Here is a 16,607-nt window from a genome sequence, read left to right as displayed (position 1 = left end):
GTTCGGCAAAGTCGCCGGCCTCGACGACGCGTGGGTCAGCGGCCGACCGGCGTCAGCACGTACAGCGCGGTGTCGTGGGAGGCCACGGACGTCCCGATTCGCCCGCCCGCCTGGCCCTGCACCTGTCCGGTCCACGCATCGGTGACCCGGTAGCGGCCGGTCACCCCCAGCTCGGTGAACGTGGTGCGCAGGTCGGCCGAGGCGCCGCCGGTGTTCAGCAGGGCCACCGCGTAGCGGCCGCCCGTAAGCTCCTTGCGCCAGACGTCGTAGCCGGCTTCGCGCCGGATCCGTTCGGCCTGCCGGCCCAGCGGGTCCTGATCGATGGCGATCACGCTGCGGTTGGCGACGATCTCTCGGGTCTCGGCATCCAGCGCGGTCAGGTCCGTGCCCAGCATCAACGGCGATGCCAGCATCGCCCACATTGCGAAGTGGCTACGGTTCTCGGCGGGCGTCAGGGAGCCATTGCCGATCTGCAGCATGTCCGGGTCGTTCCAGCCCCCCGGGCCGGCATGGGGCGCGAGCTCGGCCTGGCGCTCGATGATGCTCGAGACGGCACTCCAGTTCGGCGCGATGTCGCTGGTGGTACGCCAGAGGTTCGCGATGTCCGGCCCCCACTGCCACGGCTGCGTCTCGCCGTACTCCGAGATCGAATAGACGATCGGGCGCCCGGTCGCGGCGAGCGCATCACGCATCTCGGCGAAGGCAGCCTGCCGCTCGATGCCGTCGCGTTCGGCCTGGCACCAGTCGTACTTCAGGTAGTCGACACCCCACGCGGCGAAGGCGTCGGCATCCACCTGTTCGTAGCCGAGGCTGCCGATGCCGCGGACGGGGTAGTTGTCCCAGGTGTTGGCACAGGTCAGGCTGCCGGGCACGGAGTAGATGCCGAACTTCAGGCCCCGGGCATGCACATAGTCGGCGAGCGCGGCGATGCCCGACGGGAAGCGTTCCGGGTCGGAGAACAACCTTCCGTCGGCACCGCGGCCGCCCTGCCAGCAGTCGTCGACGACCACGTACTCATACCCTGCCTCCCGCAGCCCGGAGTCGACGATCGCGTCCGCGGCGTCCTTGACCACCTGCTCGGAAACGTCATAACACTTGACCTGGTTCCAGGAGTTCCAGCCCATCGGTGGGGTGCGGGCGAGCCCGTTGTCCAGCGCCATTGCCCGCCCGGCCGGCAGCGCCAGCACGGTGATCAGGCAGACGAGGCTGACTGCCAGGCCGGTTCGGCAGCGGTTCATCGGGGGCCTCCGGTGCGACGGTGGAACGGGGAGCGATGAGGTGCGAGGGGCGCAACCGCGCCGGATACATCGGATCAATCCTGCGCGGGAGGGTTCGCGGTTGTCAACGACCCCCGGCGCGGCACGGGGAATAGGGGGCGCTCGGGTTTGGTTGCAACGGGTGTCTGCGGCACAATGACTGGTCGGTGTGCCGCGGGCGCACTCCCTTTCCGATCCGGTTCACGTCGAACGCGCCGCCCGGCGCCGGCGACCCGGGTCACCATGACAAGGAGCTCAGCATGAAGCAGGGGATTCATCCCACCTACGTGGAGACCCAGGTGACCTGCACCTGTGGCAACTCGTTCACCACCCGCAGCACCGCGCCCGACGGCGTGATCCGCGCCGAGGTCTGCTCGGCCTGCCACCCGTTCTACACGGGCAAGCAGAAGATCCTCGACACCGGCGGCCGGGTGGCCCGCTTCCAGAAGCGGTACGCCAAGAAGTCCTGACGACAAGTTGCCGTCCTGACAACGCAGCGTGACGGCGCCGCCGACGGGGTCTTCGACCCCGGCCCGGTCCGCGCCGAGTACGCCGAACTCGAATCCGCACTGGCCGATCCGGCCACCCACGCCGATGCGGCGCGGGTGCGCCGGGTCGGCCGTCGTCATGCCGAGCTCGGCCCGCTGATCCGCGCCTTCGATGAGCGCGAGGCCCTGACCGAGGACCTGCGCGCGGCCCGCGAGCTGGCCGCCGAGGACCCGGCCTTCGCCGTGGAGGCCGACGCGCTGGCCGCCCGCCTGAGCGACAACACCGAGCGGCTGACCCGCCTGCTCGCACCGCGCGACCCCAACGACTCCGCCGACGCGATCGTCGAGATCAAGTCCGGCGAGGGCGGTGAGGAGTCGGCCCTGTTCGCCGGCGACCTGTTGCGGATGTACACCCGCTATGCCGAGGCGCGGGGCTGGAAGGTCGAGGTGCTCGACGCGCAGGAGACCGAACTCGGCGGCTACAAGTCGGTCACCGTGGCGATCAAGTCGCCGGGCACGGGCGGCGACGCCCAGCCCTACGGGGTGCTCAAGTTCGAGGGCGGTGTGCACCGGGTGCAGCGGGTGCCCGTCACCGAGACCCAGGGGCGCGTGCACACCTCGGCCGCCGGGGTGCTGGTGATGCCCGAGGTCGAGGCGACCGAGGTCGAGGTCGACCCGAACGACCTGCGGATCGACGTCTTCCGCTCCTCCGGGCCCGGCGGGCAGGGCGTCAACACGACCGACTCCGCGGTCCGGATCACCCACCTTCCCACCGGCATCGTGGTGTCGTGCCAGAACGAGCGCTCGCAGTTGCAGAACCGCGAGCAGGCGATGCGGATGCTGCGCGCCCGCCTGGTCGCCCGCGCCGAGGAGGAGGCGGCCGCGGCCGCCTCCGATGCCCGGCGCTCGCAGGTGCGTACCGTCGACCGGTCCGAGCGGATCCGCACCTACAACTTCGGTGAGAACCGGATCGCCGACCACCGGATCGGCTTCAAGGCCTACAACATGGACGCCGTGCTGGACGGCGACCTCGACGCCGTGCTGGCAGCGCTCGCCGAGGCCGATCTTGCCGAGCGGCTCGGCCGGTGACCGAACAGGTACGCCGCCTCGCGGCCGCGCTGGCCGGCGGGCCGGGGGAGAGCCCCGCGGCCGAGGCGCGGATCCTGCTCGCGCACGTGCTCGGCACCGAACCCGCGCGGCTGATCACCGCGGCGGCGCCGGACGCCGCACAGCGCGCCCGGCTGGACGAGCTGGTGGCGCGGCGGCTGACCGGCGTACCGATCCAGCACCTGACCGGCGAGGCGTACTTCCGCCGGATCAGGCTGGCGATCGGGCCCGGCGCGTTCATCCCGCGGCCCGAGACCGAGGTGCTGACCGGATGGGCCGTCGAGCGCCTGACGACGATGATCGCCCGCGGTACGCAGACGCCGGTCGTCGTCGAGCTCGGCACCGGTTCCGGCGCGATCGCCGCGGCGCTGGCCGACGAGGTGCCCGGGGCGCGGATCCATGCCGTCGAGCTCTCCGACGACGCCCTGGCGTGGGCGGCCCGTAATCTCGCCGGGACCGGGGTCGACCTGCGACACGGCGACCTCGCCGACGCCTTCGGCGATCTGGATGGCGAGGTCGACCTGGTGATCGCGAACCCGCCCTACATCCCGCTGGAGCACTGGGCGGGCGTACCGGCCGAGGTGCGCGAGCACGACCCCGATCTCGCCCTGTTCTCCGGTCCCGATGGCCTGGTAGCGATGCGGGCGGTCGCCGACACGGCGCGGCGGCTGCTGCGCCCCGGCGCGATGGTCGGCGCCGAGCATGCCGATGTGCAGGGTGAGAGCGCGCCCGCGGTCTTCGTCGGCGCCGGCTTCGACGATGTCGTCGATCATCCCGACCTGGCCGGCCGACCCCGGTTCGTCACGGCGCGGCGGCCCGGAGGCGGCGGTCCCCGCTCTGGCAGGATGGAGCGGTGAACAGCCCCGACCCGGCAGGCGCGGCGCCGGGCGACCCGGCGCCCTCCCGGATCATCGCGACCTCCGACCTGGGCCAGGCGAGCGCCCGGGCGCGCCGGCTGATCGTTGCCGGCAAGTGCATCGTGATCCCGACCGACACCGTGTACGGGATCGCCGCGGATGCCTTCGACGCGGAGGCCGTGCAGCGGCTGCTGGACGCGAAGGGTCGCGGACGCGACATGCCGCCCCCGGTCCTGGTGGCCGACGAGGCCGTGGCGATGGCGCTGGCCGTCGACGTGCCGCAGGCCGCGCGGGACCTGATGGCGCGTTTCTGGCCGGGCCCGCTGACGCTGGTGCTGCAGGCGCAGCCCAGCCTGCGGCTGGACCTCGGCGAGACCGCGGGCACCATCGCCGTCCGGGTTCCCGATCATGAGGTGGCCCGGGCCGTGTTGACCATGACCGGACCGCTGGCGGTGAGCAGCGCCAACAAGTCGGGCCGGCCGGCCGCGCGCACCGCCCAGGAGGCCGACCACCAGCTCGGGCTGTCGGTCGGTGCCTATCTGGATGCCGGGCGCACCGGTGACGGGCCGGCCTCGACCATCGTGGACTTCGCCGTGACTCGCGACGGGCGCGTGCTGCGCCTCGGCGGGATCTCCCTGGACCAACTGCGCGAGGTCGCCCCCGCGGTGGCCGGTCCCGCGGGCCAGCCGCCTGACCCGGGGGTCTCGGGGGACTCGCCGGCGGACGGGCCCGCGCATGCGTGAGTACCTGCTGGTCTTCACCATCGCGGCGATCGTGGCCTACCTGATGAGCGGGCTGTGCCGCCGCGTCGCGGTCCGCGCGGGCGCGGTGGCCACCGTCCGCGAGCGTGACATGCACACCGTGCCGATTCCCTATCTCGGTGGCGTGGCGATGTTCTTCGGCGTGGCCGCGGCCTTCCTGGTCGGGGTCAACCTCCCGTTCCTGGGCCGGCTCGAACTGGTCCGCCACGATGCCTGGGCGGTGCTCGCCGCCGCGGCCGTGATCTGCGCCGTCGGGGTGCTGGACGATCTGTTCGAGCTGAACGCGCTGGCCAAACTCGCCGGTCAGATCCTCGCGGCCGGTCTCGTCGTCGCGCTCGGCGTGAAGATGTTGTGGATCCCGCTGCCGGACCAGATCTTCACCCTGGACGCCACCTCCTCGATCGCGATCACCGTCTTCTTCATCGTCTTGTGCACCAACGCGGTGAACTATGTCGACGGGCTCGACGGCCTCGCCGCGGGGGTGATCGCCATCGGGGCGTTGGCGTTCTTCCTCTATGCCTACTGGCTGACCGCCGATGCCGACATCTCCCGGGCCACCACCGCCAGCCTGATCACGGTCGCGGCGGCCGGGGCCTGCATCGGCTTCCTGCCGCACAACTTCTTTCCGGCCCGGATCTTCATGGGCGATTCCGGTGCCATGCTGCTCGGGTTGTTGTTGGCCACCTCGGCCATCAGCCTGACCGGGCAGATCGACTCCTCGCGGCTGGCCGACGCGTCCGGCCAGGCATCCCAGGCGGGCGGGCTGCTCCCGGCGTACCTGCCGCTGGTGCTGCCGCTCGCGGCCCTCGCCCTGCCGTTCCTGGACTTCGCGCTCGCGGTCGTCCGGCGGACCATCCGGGGTCACTGGTGGTGGGTCGCGGACAAGCAGCACCTGCACCACCAACTCGTCGCGCGCGGCCACAGCCACCGCAACGCCGTCGTGCTGATGTATGTCTGGGCCGCCCTGATCTCGTTCGGCACCATCGCCATCGGGCTGACCGGTCAGTGGATCACCGTGTTGGCCCTGGTGCTGGCCGGCGCCATCATCGCCTGGGTCACCGTCGGCCCGATCAGCCGCAGGATCCAGACCCGCCAGCAGCCGCACTGAGTTCCGCCGCGTCGGCGTTGGCGCGGGCCGCGGAGTTTGTGCTAGCTTTCACAAGCAACGCAGGCGCCACCGACAAGGCTGGCCGATCGGCAGGAATGCGACCACAATGACGACCATGACCGCCCCTGGTGAGCAGTCCGGGGACGCGCCTGTCCGCGAGGTCCTCCCCGGTCCCGTGCAGCGCAGCGTCCTGGCCGGGCGTGCCCGCGCGCTGCTGGTCGGCGGCATGGTCGGTGCCCACCTGCTGGCGCTTCCGCTGATCGTCACCGCCGCCGTGCTCGACGGGGCCCGCGGTGCGGTCTCGGCCGCCCTCGGCGCGGCCCTCGCCCTGCTCTTCTACACCTTCGGCCAGGCCGTCCAGGTCCGCTTCGCCGGCGCCTCGGCAACCACCCTGATGGCCGCCTCGCTCGCGTCCTTCGGGGTACGCGCCGGCCTGCTCGCCGCCGCCTTCACCGGCTGGCTCAATCTCGATCCCGCCGCCCAGTCCCGGCTGGCCCCCGCGGCCCTGGCCGCCGGCGTCGGGGCCGGCGTGATCGGCTGGCTGCTGGGCCTCGCGCGGGCATACTCCAGGCTGCGCATCCTGGCCTTCGACGAGCCCGAGCCGGCGCCCTCCGATGCAGGGGTCGGTGCCAGATGACCGGATTCGACCGGACTGCTAGAGTCCGAGCCGCCGACCCGGCACGGACCCCCTCCGACAGCGATGCGGCGCGCATCGAGGCGGCCGATCACCGGGGCATGAACGAGGGCATGCGAGTGCTGTCGTACCTGATCGCCGGGCCGCTGTGCTACGGGGGTCTCGGCTGGCTCGGTGACCGGTTCTTCCAGACCGGATTCCTCGTGCCGGTCGGCGTACTGGTCGGCACCGCACTGTCCATTGTCCTGATCATCAGGCGATACGCGAGGTCGGATTCATGATCATCGCGTGCAGAGAGGAGACTTCGTGGGCGGTCTGATGCCCCTCGCCTTCCCGCAGGCCGGTGGCGGCGAGGAGGGCGGCGTACCGGAGTACCACGCGCCGTCCGTCGAGAAGGACTTCATGTTCACCGGGGGCTTCATCCCCGGCGTGGACTGGGTCAACAAGCCCTTCGTCCAGGCGTTGCTCGCCTTCCTGATCGTGCTGATCGTCTGGCTGCTGGCCTCCCGCAAGCTCAAGGTCGTGCCGTCCAAGGCGCAGTACCTCGCCGAGTATGCCTACGACTTCGTCCGCAACGGCATCGCCCGCGACGCGCTCGGCCACGAGTTCCGCGGCTACCTGCCGCTGCTGATGAGCCTGTTCTTCTTCCTGCTGATCAGCAATGTCTTCGGGATCACGTTCTTCCTGATGTATCCGACCGCGGCGAGCATCGGCTACGCCTGGGGCCTGGCGTTCCTGGTCTGGATCGTCTACAACGCCGCCGGCATCCGCAAGCACGGTGCGATGTACTTCAGGAACAGCCTGATCCCGGCCGGCGTACCGGTCTGGCTGATGCCGATCATCATCCCGATCGAGTTCTTGTCCAACTTCATCATCCGCCCCGTCACGCTCGGCCTGCGACTCTTCGGCAACATGTTCGCCGGACACGTCGTGGTGCTGGTGTTCACCGTGGGCGGCGGCTGGCTGCTGCTCTACGGGTTGCATGCCGCCAACGGCTTCGGCGTGATCAACAACATCGCCGGCGGTGCGGCGCTGATCTTCTCGATGGCGATCTTCTCCCTCGAGTTGCTGATCGCCGGCCTGCAGGCCTACGTCTTCACCGTCCTGGCCGCCCAGTATGTCGCCTCGGCGACCGCCGAGGAACACTGACCACCCGTCCCGACAACCCCGAACGTCCTACAAGTTGCGAACTTCAAGTAGAAGCAAGAGTTCTCGAAAGGAACCCTGACATGGAAACTGTCGTCTCCGGCTCCCTGAACATGATCGGCTACGGCCTGGCCGCCATCGGCTCGGGCATCGGCGTGGGCCTGATCTTCGCCTCGGTCATCCAGGGCACCGCCCGCCAGCCCGAGGCCCGCGGCGCGATGATGGGCACCGCCTGGATCGGCTTCGCCGTGGTCGAGGCCCTCGCCATCCTGGCGCTGGCCTTCTCCTTCGTTCTGCAGTGATCAACTCCACGACCGACTGAGGACCCATGCAAATCGACTTCGGGCCGCTGCTCCCGCACTACCCGTCGGAGATCATCGCGGCCATCGTGTTCACGATCATCCTGACGATCGTGATGGCCAAGTTCGTCGTGCCTTCCTTCGAGAAGATGTACGCCGAGCGCCGCGACGAGATCACCGGCGGCATGGAACGGGCCGAGAAGGCCCAGCAAGAGGCCGAGGCAGCGCTGAAGAAGTACCAGGCGCAGCTCGCCGAGGCCCGTGAGGAGGCCGCGCGAATCCGGGAGGACGCCAAGAACCAGGGCGCCCAGATCATCACCGAGATGCGCGAACAGGCCAACGCCGAGGCCGCCCGGATCCGCGAGGCCACCCAGGCCCAACTGGAGGCCGAGCGCAAGCAGGCGATGGACCAGTTGCGCGGTGAGGTCGGTGGCCTGGCCACCACCCTGGCCGGCCGGATCGTCGGGGAGTCCCTCGACGACGACGAGCGGGCGCGTCGCACCATCGACCGTTTCATCGCCGACCTGGAGGCCCAGGATTCGGCACCGACCGGCGGTGTGTCGTGACCGACCAACAGCCGGAGCTCGATCTCGAGACGGGTCATCTCCTCGCGGGCCACAACGTGGCCGGCCAGGAGACCCGGCTCGGCACCCTGGACACCGCCCTGGACCGGATCCTCGGCGGCCGTCCGGAGGCCGCGGGGTCGATCGCCCCGGACCTGTTCGCGGTGGTCGACGCGCTCGACGCGCAGCCCGCGCTGCGCCGGGCGCTGACCGATCCGGGTACGCCCGCGCGGACCCGCAAGGGCGTGGCCGAGCGGCTGTTCGGCGGCCGGATCGGCGACTCCGCCGTGGCGCTCGTGGCCGATGCCGCGGCGCTGCGCTGGTCGTCGATGTCCGACCTGGCGGCCGCGCTCGAGCGCGAGGCCGTCCGGGCCGAGCTGATCGCCGCGCAGGCCGACGGCAACCGGTTGGACGCCGTCGAGGACGAGCTGTTCCGCTTCGAGCGACTGGTGGCGGGTGACCGGCCGCTGCGCGACGCGATCGCCGATCGCTCGGTGCCCGTCGCCGGCCGAGCCGACCTGGTCGGGTCGCTCTTGCAGGGCAGGGCCGATCCGGCGACCGCGGTGCTGGCCCGCCGGGCCGTCGCGGCGCGGGAGCGCACCTTTGCCCGGACGCTGGAGCACTACCTGGTGCTGGCGGCCGAGTTGCGGCGTCGTGCGGTGGCCACCGTGCGGGTCGCGCGGCCGCTCGACAGCGAGCAGTTCGACCGCCTGCAGGCCGCGCTCAGCAAGTCCGCCGGACGCGCGATCGCGATGCATGTCATCGTCGACCCGAGCATCATCGGTGGCGTCCGCGTCCAACTCGGCGACGAGGTCATCGAGGGCACCATGGCCGCCCGGCTCGACGAGGCCCGCCGAACCATCCGCTGATCCAACTGACCAGACCACGAGTCACCAGACACGAGTCACCAGACAAAACGAGTCACCAGACAACGAGGAATCCCGCTGATGTCCGAACTCACCATCCGCCCGGAGGACATCCGGAGCGCGCTGGACAGCTTCGTCCAGAACTACACCCCCGAGACGGCGGCGACCGAGGAGGTCGGCACCGTCATCACCTCCGGCGACGGCATCGCCCGCGTCGAGGGCCTGCCCTCGGCCATGGCGAACGAGCTGCTGGAGTTCGCCAACGGCACGATGGGCATCGCGCTGAACCTCGACGTCCGCGAGATCGGTGTCGTGGTGCTCGGCAACTCCGAGGGCATCGAGGAGGGTTCTGAGGTCAAGGGCACCGGCGAGGTGCTCTCGGTGCCCGTCGGCGACGGCTACCTCGGCCGCGTGATCGACGCCATCGGCAACCCGATCGACGGGCTCGGCGAGATCACCCCGCTCGACGGCCGGCGCGCGCTCGAGCTGCAGGCCGCCGGCGTGATGGATCGCCAGGAGGTACGCGAACCGCTGGCCACCGGCATCAAGGCCATCGACTCGATGACGCCGATCGGCCGCGGCCAGCGGCAGTTGATCATCGGCGACCGGAAGACCGGCAAGACGGCCATCGCGGTCGACACGATCATCAACCAGAAGGCCAACTGGGCCTCGGGCGACCCGAAGCAGCAGGTCCGGTGCATCTATGTCGCCGTCGGCCAGAAGGGCTCCACGGTTGCCGAGGTGAAGCGGACGCTGGAGGAGGCGGGCGCGATGGAGTACACCACCATCGTCAACGCCCCGGCGTCGGATCCCGCAGGCTTCAAGTACCTCGCCCCCTACACCGGCTCGGCCATCGGGCAGCACTGGATGTACCAGGGCAAGCACGTGCTGATCGTCTTCGACGACCTGACCAAGCAGGCCGAGGCGTACCGCGCGATGTCGCTGCTGCTGCGCCGCCCGCCGGGCCGTGAGGCGTACCCCGGCGACGTGTTCTACCTACACTCCCGGCTGCTGGAGCGTTGCGCCAAGCTGAACGACGAGCTGGGCGCCGGCTCGATGACCGGCCTGCCGATCATCGAGACCAAGGCCAATGACGTCTCGGCGTTCATCCCGACCAACGTCATCTCGATCACCGACGGCCAGATCTTCTTGCAGTCCGACCTGTTCAACGCCAACCAGCGGCCGGCCATCGACGTCGGCATCTCGGTCTCCCGCGTCGGCGGCGCGGCCCAGACGAAGGCGATGAAGAACGTCACCGGCCCGCTGAAGGTGAATCTGGCCCAGTACCGCGACATGCAGGCCTTCGCGATGTTCGCCTCCGACCTGGACGCCACCTCGCGGCGCCAGCTCGAGCGCGGCGCGCGGATGACGGAGCTGCTGAAGCAGCCGCAGTACGACCCGTACCCGACCGAGAACGAGGTCATCGCGATCTGGGCCGGCAACTCCGGCCACCTCGACGACGTCCCGGTCGACGACGTGTTGCGCTTCGAGTCCGAGTTGTTGGACTACCTCAAGCACAACACCGAGGTGTTGAACGTGATCCGGGAGACCGGGAAGTTCGACGACGACACCGCGTCGGCGGCCGAGAAGGCGATCGCCGAGGTGAAGGCCGGCTTCAAGACCTCCGACGGCAAGTTGCTCGCCGGCAAGGAGGAGTCCGAGCCGATGGAGGACGAGGACGTGGAGCAGGAGCAGATCGTCAAGCAGAAGCGGGGCTGAGCATGCCCGTCAGCCCCGGAGCGGAGCTCAGATATGCCAGCTAGTTTGCGCGAGTTGCGGAGCCGGCGCGCGTCGGTGAGCAACATCAAGAAGATCACCCGCGCGATGGAGCTGATCGCGGCCTCGCGGATCATCAAGGCACAGCAGCAGGCCCGGGCGGCGGCACCGTACGCCCGGGAGCTGACGCGCGCGGTGTCGGCGCTGGCCACCTTCTCCAATGTGGACCATCCGCTGACCACCGAGCCGGAGGCGCCGAAGCGGGCCGGCGTGTTGTTGATCACCTCCGACCGCGGCCAGGCCGGGGCGTACTCCTCGAGCGTGATCAAGGCCGGCGAGCAGTTGAACGAGAAGCTGCACCGCGAGGGCAAGGAGGTCGTCACCTTCATCACCGGGCGCAAGGGGCAGGCCTTCTACAACTTCCGCCGGCGCCCGCTGGAGGCGGCGTGGGACGGCTTCTCCGATTCGCCGACCTATGCCAACGCCCGGGAGATCTCCGATGCGCTGCTCGAGGCGTTCCTGACGCCGACCGAGGAGGGCGGGGTGGGCGAGATCCACGTCGTCTACACCCGGTTCGTGTCGATGCTGACCCAGCGCCCCGAGGTGATCCGGCTGCTGCCGCTCGAGGTCGTCGAGGGTGAGGCACCGCCCGCCGAGGACGAGGCCCTGCCGCTGTACGAGTTCGAGCCCGATGCCGAGACCGTGCTGGACGAGATGCTCCCGCTGTATGTCTCCAGCCGGATCTTCTACTGCCTGCTGCAGTCCTCGGCCTCGGAGCTGGCGGCGCGGCAGCGCGCGATGAAGGCGGCCACGGACAATGCCGAGCAGCTCATCGAGAGCCTGACGCGCCAGGCCAACCAGGCCCGGCAGGCGTCCATTACCCAGGAAATCAGCGAGATTGTCGGTGGCGCGAGCGCGCTCGCCGACGCGACCAGCGAGTGAGGCGAGCATGACCGCGACAACGACCCCTGACCAGCAGGCGACCGACCAGCGCGAGCCCGGCGTGGGCCGCGTGGCCCGGGTGATCGGCCCGGTGGTGGACGTCGAGTTCCCCGCCGACCAGATGCCCGACATCTACAACGCTCTGACCGTCGAGACCGACGTGATGGGTGAGAAGCGCACGATGACCATGGAGGTCGAGCTGCACATCGGCGACAACATGGTGCGCGCGATCGCCCTGAAGCCGACCGATGGCATGCAGCGCGGGGCCAAGGTCACCGACACCGGCGCGCCGATCACGGTTCCCGTCGGCGAGGTGTCCAAGGGCGTGGTCTGGAATGTCACCGGCGAGGCGCTGAACATCGAGCAGTCCGAGCTGAAGATCGACGAGCGCTGGCCGATCCACCGCCCCGCGCCCAAGTTCGACGAGCTGGAGTCCAAGACCGAGATGCTGGAGACCGGCATCAAGGTGCTGGACCTGCTCACCCCGTACGTCCAGGGCGGCAAGATCGGCCTGTTCGGCGGCGCCGGCGTCGGCAAGACCGTGCTGATCCAGGAGATGATCTACCGCATCGCCCACAACTTCGGTGGCACTTCGGTGTTCGCCGGGGTGGGGGAGCGGACCCGCGAGGGCAACGACCTGATCACCGAGATGGAGGAGGCGGGCGTCCTCGGCGACACCGCCCTCGTCTTCGGCCAGATGGACGAGCCGCCGGGCACCCGGCTGCGCGTCGCGCTGACCGCGCTGACCATGGCCGAGTACTTCCGTGACGTGCAGAACCAGGACGTGTTGTTGTTCATCGACAACATCTTCCGGTTCACCCAGGCCGGCTCGGAGGTCTCCACGCTGCTCGGCCGGATGCCGTCCGCGGTGGGTTACCAGCCGAACCTGGCCGACGAGATGGGCCAGTTGCAGGAGCGGATCACGTCGACCCGCGGTCACTCGATCACCTCGATGCAGGCGATCTACGTGCCCGCCGACGACTACACCGACCCGGCGCCGGCGACCACGTTCGCCCACCTCGACGCCACCACCGAGCTGTCCCGCGAGATCGCCTCCCGCGGCCTCTACCCGGCCGTGGACCCGTTGACCTCGACCTCGCGCATCCTCGATGCGCAGTACATCGGCCAGCAGCACTACGACGTGGCCACCGAGGTGAAGGGGATTCTGCAGCGCAACAAGGAGCTGCAGGACATCATCGCGATCCTGGGTGTCGACGAGCTGTCCGAGGAGGACAAGATCATCGTCGCCCGCGCCCGGCGGATCCAGCAGTTCTTGTCGCAGAACACCTACATGGCGGAGAAGTTCACCAATGTGCCGGGTTCGACAGTGCCGGTGGCCGAGACCGTCGAGTCGTTCAAGATGATCTGTGACGGCAAGGTCGACAACCTGCCCGAGCAGGCCTTCTTCAACACCGGCAACATGGACGACGTGGAGAAGCAGGCCGCCGAGCTCGAGAAGGCCAACTGAGATGGCCGAGCAGGCCGCCAACGAGTTGCACGTCGAGGTGGTCTCGGCCGACCGGGTCGTCTGGTCGGGCGAGGCGACGATGGTCGTCGCGCGTACCGTCGAGGGCGATGTCGGTATCATGGCCGGCCACGCCCCGATGCTGTCGGTGATGGTGCCGAACGGCGTCGAGATCGTCACCACCGCCGGGGGGCGTGAGATCGTCGCCGTCGACGGCGGATTCGTCTCCGTGGCTGCCGGTCGGGTGTCGATCCTGAGCGAGTACGCCACCCTGGCCGAGGAGATCTCGCTGGCCGATGCCGAGAAGCGGCTGGCGGCGGCGACCTCGCGGCTGGAGACCACCGGCGACGACGACGAGGACGCGCGCCGCGAGATGCAGCGCGCCGAGGCGCAGGTCCGCGCCGCCCGCAAGGCGAGCTGACCCGACCCGGCGTACCGCCCGTCGTCCCGGTCCGATCCGGGGCGGCGGGCGTTCGCATTGCCACCGGCGTGCCCGAATCGTTACCGCCCGGTTTTGGCGCGATGCTGAGAGCCCGGTAAGTTTCCGCCATGCTGTTGCCGGTGGTCGAGGTGGCGCTGATCCTCATCGCGCTGCTGATCACCGTGCCGTTGGTGGTGTTGATCTTCCGCCGGCGCTGGTTGGCCCGACATGGCGGCCTGTTCGAGTGCAGCGTGAAGCTCCGTCCCGGACGGGACAACTGGGCCCTCGGGGTGGCGCGCTACAGCGGAGAAGATCTGGAATGGTTCCGGGTCTTCTCTTTTTCTTTTGCCCCGCAGGTGGTGTTCCGGCGCGGGCGTACCTCGGTGATCGCGGTGCGCGATCCCGATGCCGAGGAGAAGACGATGCTCTACGACGGGCAGCGGATCCTGCGGCTGGATCCGGTCGAGCCGCCGACCGTCGGCCCCGTCGACCTGGCCATGGCGGCCGAATCGGTGACCGGCCTGATGAGCTGGCTGGAGGCCGCCCCGCCCGGTCTGCGCCAGCGCGGCACCTGAGGCCGATCGCCCCCGGTCACCCGGTCAGGCCGGGGGATCGCGGTCGGTGCCGGGCCGCCACAGCACCTCGTGGTCGGTGCCGTTGACCACCCGGACCAGGACGAACAACAGGTCCGACAGCCGGTTCAGGTAGGTCACCGCGAGCGGATTCACGCCGCCGGACCCGCGCTCGCTCCCCGGCTCGGTCCCCAACTCGGCCACGGCGGCCCAGGCCGAGCGCTCGGCCCGACGTACCACCGTGCGGGCGACATGCAACTGTGCTCCCACCGGGCAGCCGCCGGGCAGGATGAACGAGCGCAACGTCGGCAGACCCTCGGCATGGCGATCACACCAGCGTTCCAGGCGGTCGATCGACGACTGCTCGATCCGCAGCGGCGGATGCTCGGGATCGACGGCGAGCGGCGTGGACAGGTCCGCGCCGAGGTCGAACAGCTCGTTCTGCACCACGCCGAGCACCTCGGCGATCTCGTCGGGCACCGAGCCCTGGGCGAGCGCGACGCCGATTGCGGCATTCGCCTCGTCGACATCGCCGTAGGCCGCGACCCGGGGATCGGTCTTGGCCACCTCGGACAGATCCGACAGGCGGGTGGTCCCGGCATCGCCGGTGCGGGTGTAGATGCGGCTCAGCACGACCATGCGTCTCTCCTCTGTCAGGTCGAGCCTAACCCGGGCGCCGAGTCCGATATGGCACGGTACGCGGGTGACATCTCGTGCACTCGCCGTGCCTGCCGCCCTGCTCCTGGCCGCCGCCGTCGCCGGGTGTGCGCCGCCGGCGCCGGACGGGGCGGACGGCCCGGCGCCCGGCACGGTGTCGTGCGTCTATCGCCCGGACGGTACGCCCGCGCGCCCGGCCGACCCGCCGCCGGCCGAGGTCGCGCCCGGATCCGTCCGGCCCGACTGGGTGATCACCACCAACGAGGGCGAGATCCCGATCACGCTCGACGTGACCGGCACGCCGTGTACGGCGAACTCATTCGCCTCGCTTGCCACCCAGGGCTATTTCGACGGCACCACCTGCCACCGGCTGGTCGACACGGGGATCTTCGTGCTGCAGTGCGGCGACCCGACCGGCTCCGGCACCGGGGGACCGGGCTACGTCTTCGACGACGAACTGACCGGGTCCGAGCAGTACCCGCCGGGCACGATCGCGATGGCGAACGTGGGAGCGAACACCAACGGCTCGCAGTTCTTCCTCGTCTATGCCGACACGCCCCTGCGGGCCGACTACACCGTCTTCGCGACGATGGACGAGGCCGGCCTGGAGGTCGTCAACCGGATCGCGGCGGAGGGCCAGGACGGGTCCTCGCCGTCCGGCGGCGGGCGGCCGAACAATGCCGCCGAGCTGCTCACGGTGGCGCCCGGCTGACCTCAGGCGTCGAGGAAGGCGCGCAGCGTACGGACGAACGCGTCGGGCTGTTCGGAGTGCACCCAGTGCCCGGCGCCCTTCACCCGCACGCTGCGCACGCGCGGGAACAGCGCGCGCATCGCCTCGCGGTGCTCGGGGCGCACGTAGTCGGATTCGGCGCCGGCGACCCAGAGCACCGGCCCGTCGAAGGTGGCATCGGTCGCGGGCCACTCGCCGAGCCGGTCGAGCTGGTCGCCGAGCAGGCCCAGGTTCATCTGCCAGCGCCAGTTCTCCGGCGCGGACGCCCGGCGCAGGTTCTGCAGCAGGAAGCCGCGCACGACCGGGTCGGGTACGCCGTCGCGCAGCGCCTCGTCAGCGGCCTCCCGGCCGGGCAGGGTGGCCAGGTCGATCGCCCGCATCGCCGCCACGTAGTCGCCGAACGCGCTCAGCCCGCGATAGTCGGCGGGTGCGATGTCGACGACGACGAGCCGGCGCACCAGCTCCGGCCGGCGCAGCGCGACCTGCATCGCGATCTTGCCGCCCATCGAGTGCCCGACCAGATCGAGGGGGGCGTGCGGGGCCAACGTCTCGGCGACCAGATCGGCATAGCCGGGGTAGTCGACCCGCTCGGTCCACGGCGAGCGCCCGTGGTCCGGCATGTCGACCAGCAGCGAGGTGTGCCCGGGGGTGAGGGCCTTCGCGATCTGCGTCCAGTTCTTGCCCTGGCCGAACAGCCCGTGGGCGAACGCGACGTCGGGTTCTCCGGCACCGACCGTGGTGGTCGCCAGGCTCATCGCCCGCCCTCCGGGCCGAAGCGCAGCCAGCACGGATGGTGCCAGTGCCGGCGCTCGGCGGCTCCGTCGGCGCTGCGCCAGGCCACCAGGTGCGGCGTACCCGCCGCGATCGGCCGCTGGCAGCCGGGGCAGCGGTACTCCTTCAGCGCTCCGGCGCCGCTCACCCGGCGGACGACCCAGCCGGCCGGCGCGGACGCGTCTGCCGCGAGGCCCGCGGACAGCGGCCGGGCCGGGCGCAGATGCTTGCTGGGGCGGCGGGCCATG

The 16,607-nt window shown here is 70.3% G+C and carries 21 protein-coding genes; 17 read left to right on the top strand and 4 right to left on the bottom strand.

Annotated elements, in window-relative coordinates:
* Nucleotides 1–35: 35 nt before the first annotated feature.
* The gene (locus GGQ54_RS01375; protein WP_179443754.1) at nucleotides 36–1,238 is read right to left on the bottom strand and encodes a glycoside hydrolase family 27 protein; all 1,203 of its coding nucleotides are present in this window, start codon (nucleotides 1,236–1,238) and stop codon (nucleotides 36–38) included.
* Nucleotides 1,239–1,516: 278 nt separating this feature from the next.
* Here GGQ54_RS01375 and rpmE point away from each other — a divergent pair, with 278 nt between their 5' ends.
* From rpmE to GGQ54_RS01295, 16 genes are all read left to right on the top strand, one after another.
* The gene (gene rpmE / locus GGQ54_RS01370) at nucleotides 1,517–1,726 is read left to right on the top strand and encodes a 50S ribosomal protein L31 (protein ID WP_179443753.1); all 210 of its coding nucleotides are present in this window, start codon (nucleotides 1,517–1,519) and stop codon (nucleotides 1,724–1,726) included.
* A gap of 15 nt (nucleotides 1,727–1,741) precedes the next feature.
* The gene (prfA, locus tag GGQ54_RS01365) at nucleotides 1,742–2,833 is read left to right on the top strand and encodes a peptide chain release factor 1 (protein WP_179446360.1); all 1,092 of its coding nucleotides are present in this window, start codon (nucleotides 1,742–1,744) and stop codon (nucleotides 2,831–2,833) included.
* Nucleotides 2,830–3,708: a peptide chain release factor N(5)-glutamine methyltransferase gene (prmC, locus tag GGQ54_RS01360; RefSeq protein ID WP_179443752.1), complete on the top strand. Its 879-nt coding sequence runs from the start codon at nucleotides 2,830–2,832 to the stop codon at nucleotides 3,706–3,708. Before prfA ends, prmC begins: the two co-directional genes overlap by 4 nt.
* Before the next feature lie 50 nt (nucleotides 3,709–3,758).
* Entirely contained in the window at nucleotides 3,759–4,451 is a 693-nt protein-coding gene (locus GGQ54_RS01355) for an L-threonylcarbamoyladenylate synthase (protein WP_425487412.1), read from the top strand.
* Complete coding sequence (locus GGQ54_RS01350) at nucleotides 4,444–5,577, top strand: glycosyltransferase family 4 protein (protein WP_179443750.1); 1,134 nt, start codon at nucleotides 4,444–4,446, stop codon at nucleotides 5,575–5,577. Before GGQ54_RS01355 ends, GGQ54_RS01350 begins: the two co-directional genes overlap by 8 nt.
* Before the next feature lie 115 nt (nucleotides 5,578–5,692).
* Nucleotides 5,693–6,214 (top strand): hypothetical protein, encoded by a 522-nt coding sequence (locus GGQ54_RS01345; RefSeq protein WP_179443749.1) that lies wholly within the window; start codon nucleotides 5,693–5,695, stop codon nucleotides 6,212–6,214.
* 110 nt (nucleotides 6,215–6,324) lie between these two features.
* Nucleotides 6,325–6,492, top strand: coding sequence for a hypothetical protein (locus GGQ54_RS01340; protein ID WP_179443748.1), 168 nt, complete (start codon nucleotides 6,325–6,327; stop codon nucleotides 6,490–6,492).
* Nucleotides 6,493–6,529: 37 nt separating this feature from the next.
* Entirely contained in the window at nucleotides 6,530–7,360 is an 831-nt protein-coding gene (atpB, locus tag GGQ54_RS01335) for a F0F1 ATP synthase subunit A (RefSeq protein ID WP_179446359.1), read from the top strand.
* An 80-nt stretch (nucleotides 7,361–7,440) separates the two neighbouring features.
* A complete protein-coding gene (locus GGQ54_RS01330) occupies nucleotides 7,441–7,659 on the top strand; it encodes an ATP synthase F0 subunit C (RefSeq protein ID WP_179443747.1) in 219 nt (72 codons plus the stop codon).
* A 26-nt stretch (nucleotides 7,660–7,685) separates the two neighbouring features.
* Nucleotides 7,686–8,222 carry a F0F1 ATP synthase subunit B gene (locus GGQ54_RS01325; protein WP_179443746.1) on the top strand — a complete coding sequence of 179 codons (537 nt, stop codon included), beginning with the start codon at nucleotides 7,686–7,688 and terminating at the stop codon, nucleotides 8,220–8,222.
* The gene (locus tag GGQ54_RS01320) at nucleotides 8,219–9,088 is read left to right on the top strand and encodes a F0F1 ATP synthase subunit delta (RefSeq protein ID WP_179443745.1); all 870 of its coding nucleotides are present in this window, start codon (nucleotides 8,219–8,221) and stop codon (nucleotides 9,086–9,088) included. The genes GGQ54_RS01325 and GGQ54_RS01320 overlap by 4 nt, the downstream gene beginning before the upstream one ends.
* Before the next feature lie 78 nt (nucleotides 9,089–9,166).
* Complete coding sequence (gene atpA, locus GGQ54_RS01315) at nucleotides 9,167–10,804, top strand: F0F1 ATP synthase subunit alpha (protein WP_179443744.1); 1,638 nt, start codon at nucleotides 9,167–9,169, stop codon at nucleotides 10,802–10,804.
* Between the two features lie 33 nt (nucleotides 10,805–10,837).
* Nucleotides 10,838–11,743 carry a F0F1 ATP synthase subunit gamma gene (locus tag GGQ54_RS01310; protein ID WP_179443743.1) on the top strand — a complete coding sequence of 302 codons (906 nt, stop codon included), beginning with the start codon at nucleotides 10,838–10,840 and terminating at the stop codon, nucleotides 11,741–11,743.
* A 7-nt stretch (nucleotides 11,744–11,750) separates the two neighbouring features.
* Nucleotides 11,751–13,211: a F0F1 ATP synthase subunit beta gene (gene atpD / locus GGQ54_RS01305; protein WP_179443742.1), complete on the top strand. Its 1,461-nt coding sequence runs from the start codon at nucleotides 11,751–11,753 to the stop codon at nucleotides 13,209–13,211.
* Nucleotide 13,212: 1 nt separating this feature from the next.
* Nucleotides 13,213–13,629: a F0F1 ATP synthase subunit epsilon gene (locus tag GGQ54_RS01300; protein ID WP_179443741.1), complete on the top strand. Its 417-nt coding sequence runs from the start codon at nucleotides 13,213–13,215 to the stop codon at nucleotides 13,627–13,629.
* 128 nt (nucleotides 13,630–13,757) lie between these two features.
* A complete protein-coding gene (locus GGQ54_RS01295; protein ID WP_179443740.1) occupies nucleotides 13,758–14,204 on the top strand; it encodes a DUF2550 domain-containing protein in 447 nt (148 codons plus the stop codon).
* 24 nt (nucleotides 14,205–14,228) lie between these two features.
* Here the strand turns inward: GGQ54_RS01295 and GGQ54_RS01290 are convergent, their stop codons facing one another.
* Entirely contained in the window at nucleotides 14,229–14,840 is a 612-nt protein-coding gene (locus tag GGQ54_RS01290; protein WP_179443739.1) for a cob(I)yrinic acid a,c-diamide adenosyltransferase, read from the bottom strand.
* Nucleotides 14,841–14,904: 64 nt separating this feature from the next.
* On the opposite strand from GGQ54_RS01290, the gene GGQ54_RS01285 reads away from it, so the two are divergent.
* Nucleotides 14,905–15,570, top strand: coding sequence for a peptidylprolyl isomerase (locus GGQ54_RS01285; protein ID WP_343045816.1), 666 nt, complete (start codon nucleotides 14,905–14,907; stop codon nucleotides 15,568–15,570).
* 2 nt (nucleotides 15,571–15,572) lie between these two features.
* On the opposite strand, the gene GGQ54_RS01280 is transcribed toward GGQ54_RS01285, so the two are convergent.
* Complete coding sequence (locus GGQ54_RS01280; protein ID WP_179443737.1) at nucleotides 15,573–16,343, bottom strand: alpha/beta fold hydrolase; 771 nt, start codon at nucleotides 16,341–16,343, stop codon at nucleotides 15,573–15,575.
* Nucleotides 16,340–16,606: a hypothetical protein gene (locus GGQ54_RS01275; RefSeq protein WP_218843598.1), complete on the bottom strand. Its 267-nt coding sequence runs from the start codon at nucleotides 16,604–16,606 to the stop codon at nucleotides 16,340–16,342. Before GGQ54_RS01275 ends, GGQ54_RS01280 begins: the two co-directional genes overlap by 4 nt.
* Nucleotide 16,607: the final 1 nt, after the last annotated feature.

It is taken from the genome of Naumannella cuiyingiana (assembly GCF_013408305.1).
GTDB lineage: Bacteria > Actinomycetota > Actinomycetes > Propionibacteriales > Propionibacteriaceae > Naumannella > Naumannella cuiyingiana.
Note: the sequence above shows the minus strand (reverse complement) of the source record. Positions and strands in the feature narration are given on the sequence as shown.

Coding starts and splice junctions, on each gene's coding strand:
- GGQ54_RS01375 (WP_179443754.1), bottom strand. CDS start 1,238: ATGAACCGCTGCCGAACCGGCCTGGCAGTCAGCCTCGTCTGCCTGATC.
- rpmE (WP_179443753.1), top strand. CDS start 1,517: ATGAAGCAGGGGATTCATCCCACCTACGTGGAGACCCAGGTGACCTGC.
- GGQ54_RS01350 (WP_179443750.1), top strand. CDS start 4,444: ATGCGTGAGTACCTGCTGGTCTTCACCATCGCGGCGATCGTGGCCTAC.
- GGQ54_RS01345 (WP_179443749.1), top strand. CDS start 5,693: ATGACCGCCCCTGGTGAGCAGTCCGGGGACGCGCCTGTCCGCGAGGTC.
- GGQ54_RS01340 (WP_179443748.1), top strand. CDS start 6,325: ATGCGAGTGCTGTCGTACCTGATCGCCGGGCCGCTGTGCTACGGGGGT.
- atpB (WP_179446359.1), top strand. CDS start 6,530: ATGCCCCTCGCCTTCCCGCAGGCCGGTGGCGGCGAGGAGGGCGGCGTA.
- GGQ54_RS01330 (WP_179443747.1), top strand. CDS start 7,441: ATGGAAACTGTCGTCTCCGGCTCCCTGAACATGATCGGCTACGGCCTG.
- GGQ54_RS01325 (WP_179443746.1), top strand. CDS start 7,686: ATGCAAATCGACTTCGGGCCGCTGCTCCCGCACTACCCGTCGGAGATC.
- atpA (WP_179443744.1), top strand. CDS start 9,167: ATGTCCGAACTCACCATCCGCCCGGAGGACATCCGGAGCGCGCTGGAC.
- GGQ54_RS01310 (WP_179443743.1), top strand. CDS start 10,838: ATGCCAGCTAGTTTGCGCGAGTTGCGGAGCCGGCGCGCGTCGGTGAGC.
- atpD (WP_179443742.1), top strand. CDS start 11,751: ATGACCGCGACAACGACCCCTGACCAGCAGGCGACCGACCAGCGCGAG.
- GGQ54_RS01300 (WP_179443741.1), top strand. CDS start 13,213: ATGGCCGAGCAGGCCGCCAACGAGTTGCACGTCGAGGTGGTCTCGGCC.
- GGQ54_RS01295 (WP_179443740.1), top strand. CDS start 13,758: ATGCTGTTGCCGGTGGTCGAGGTGGCGCTGATCCTCATCGCGCTGCTG.
- GGQ54_RS01290 (WP_179443739.1), bottom strand. CDS start 14,840: ATGGTCGTGCTGAGCCGCATCTACACCCGCACCGGCGATGCCGGGACC.
- GGQ54_RS01280 (WP_179443737.1), bottom strand. CDS start 16,343: ATGAGCCTGGCGACCACCACGGTCGGTGCCGGAGAACCCGACGTCGCG.
- GGQ54_RS01275 (WP_218843598.1), bottom strand. CDS start 16,606: ATGGCCCGCCGCCCCAGCAAGCATCTGCGCCCGGCCCGGCCGCTGTCC.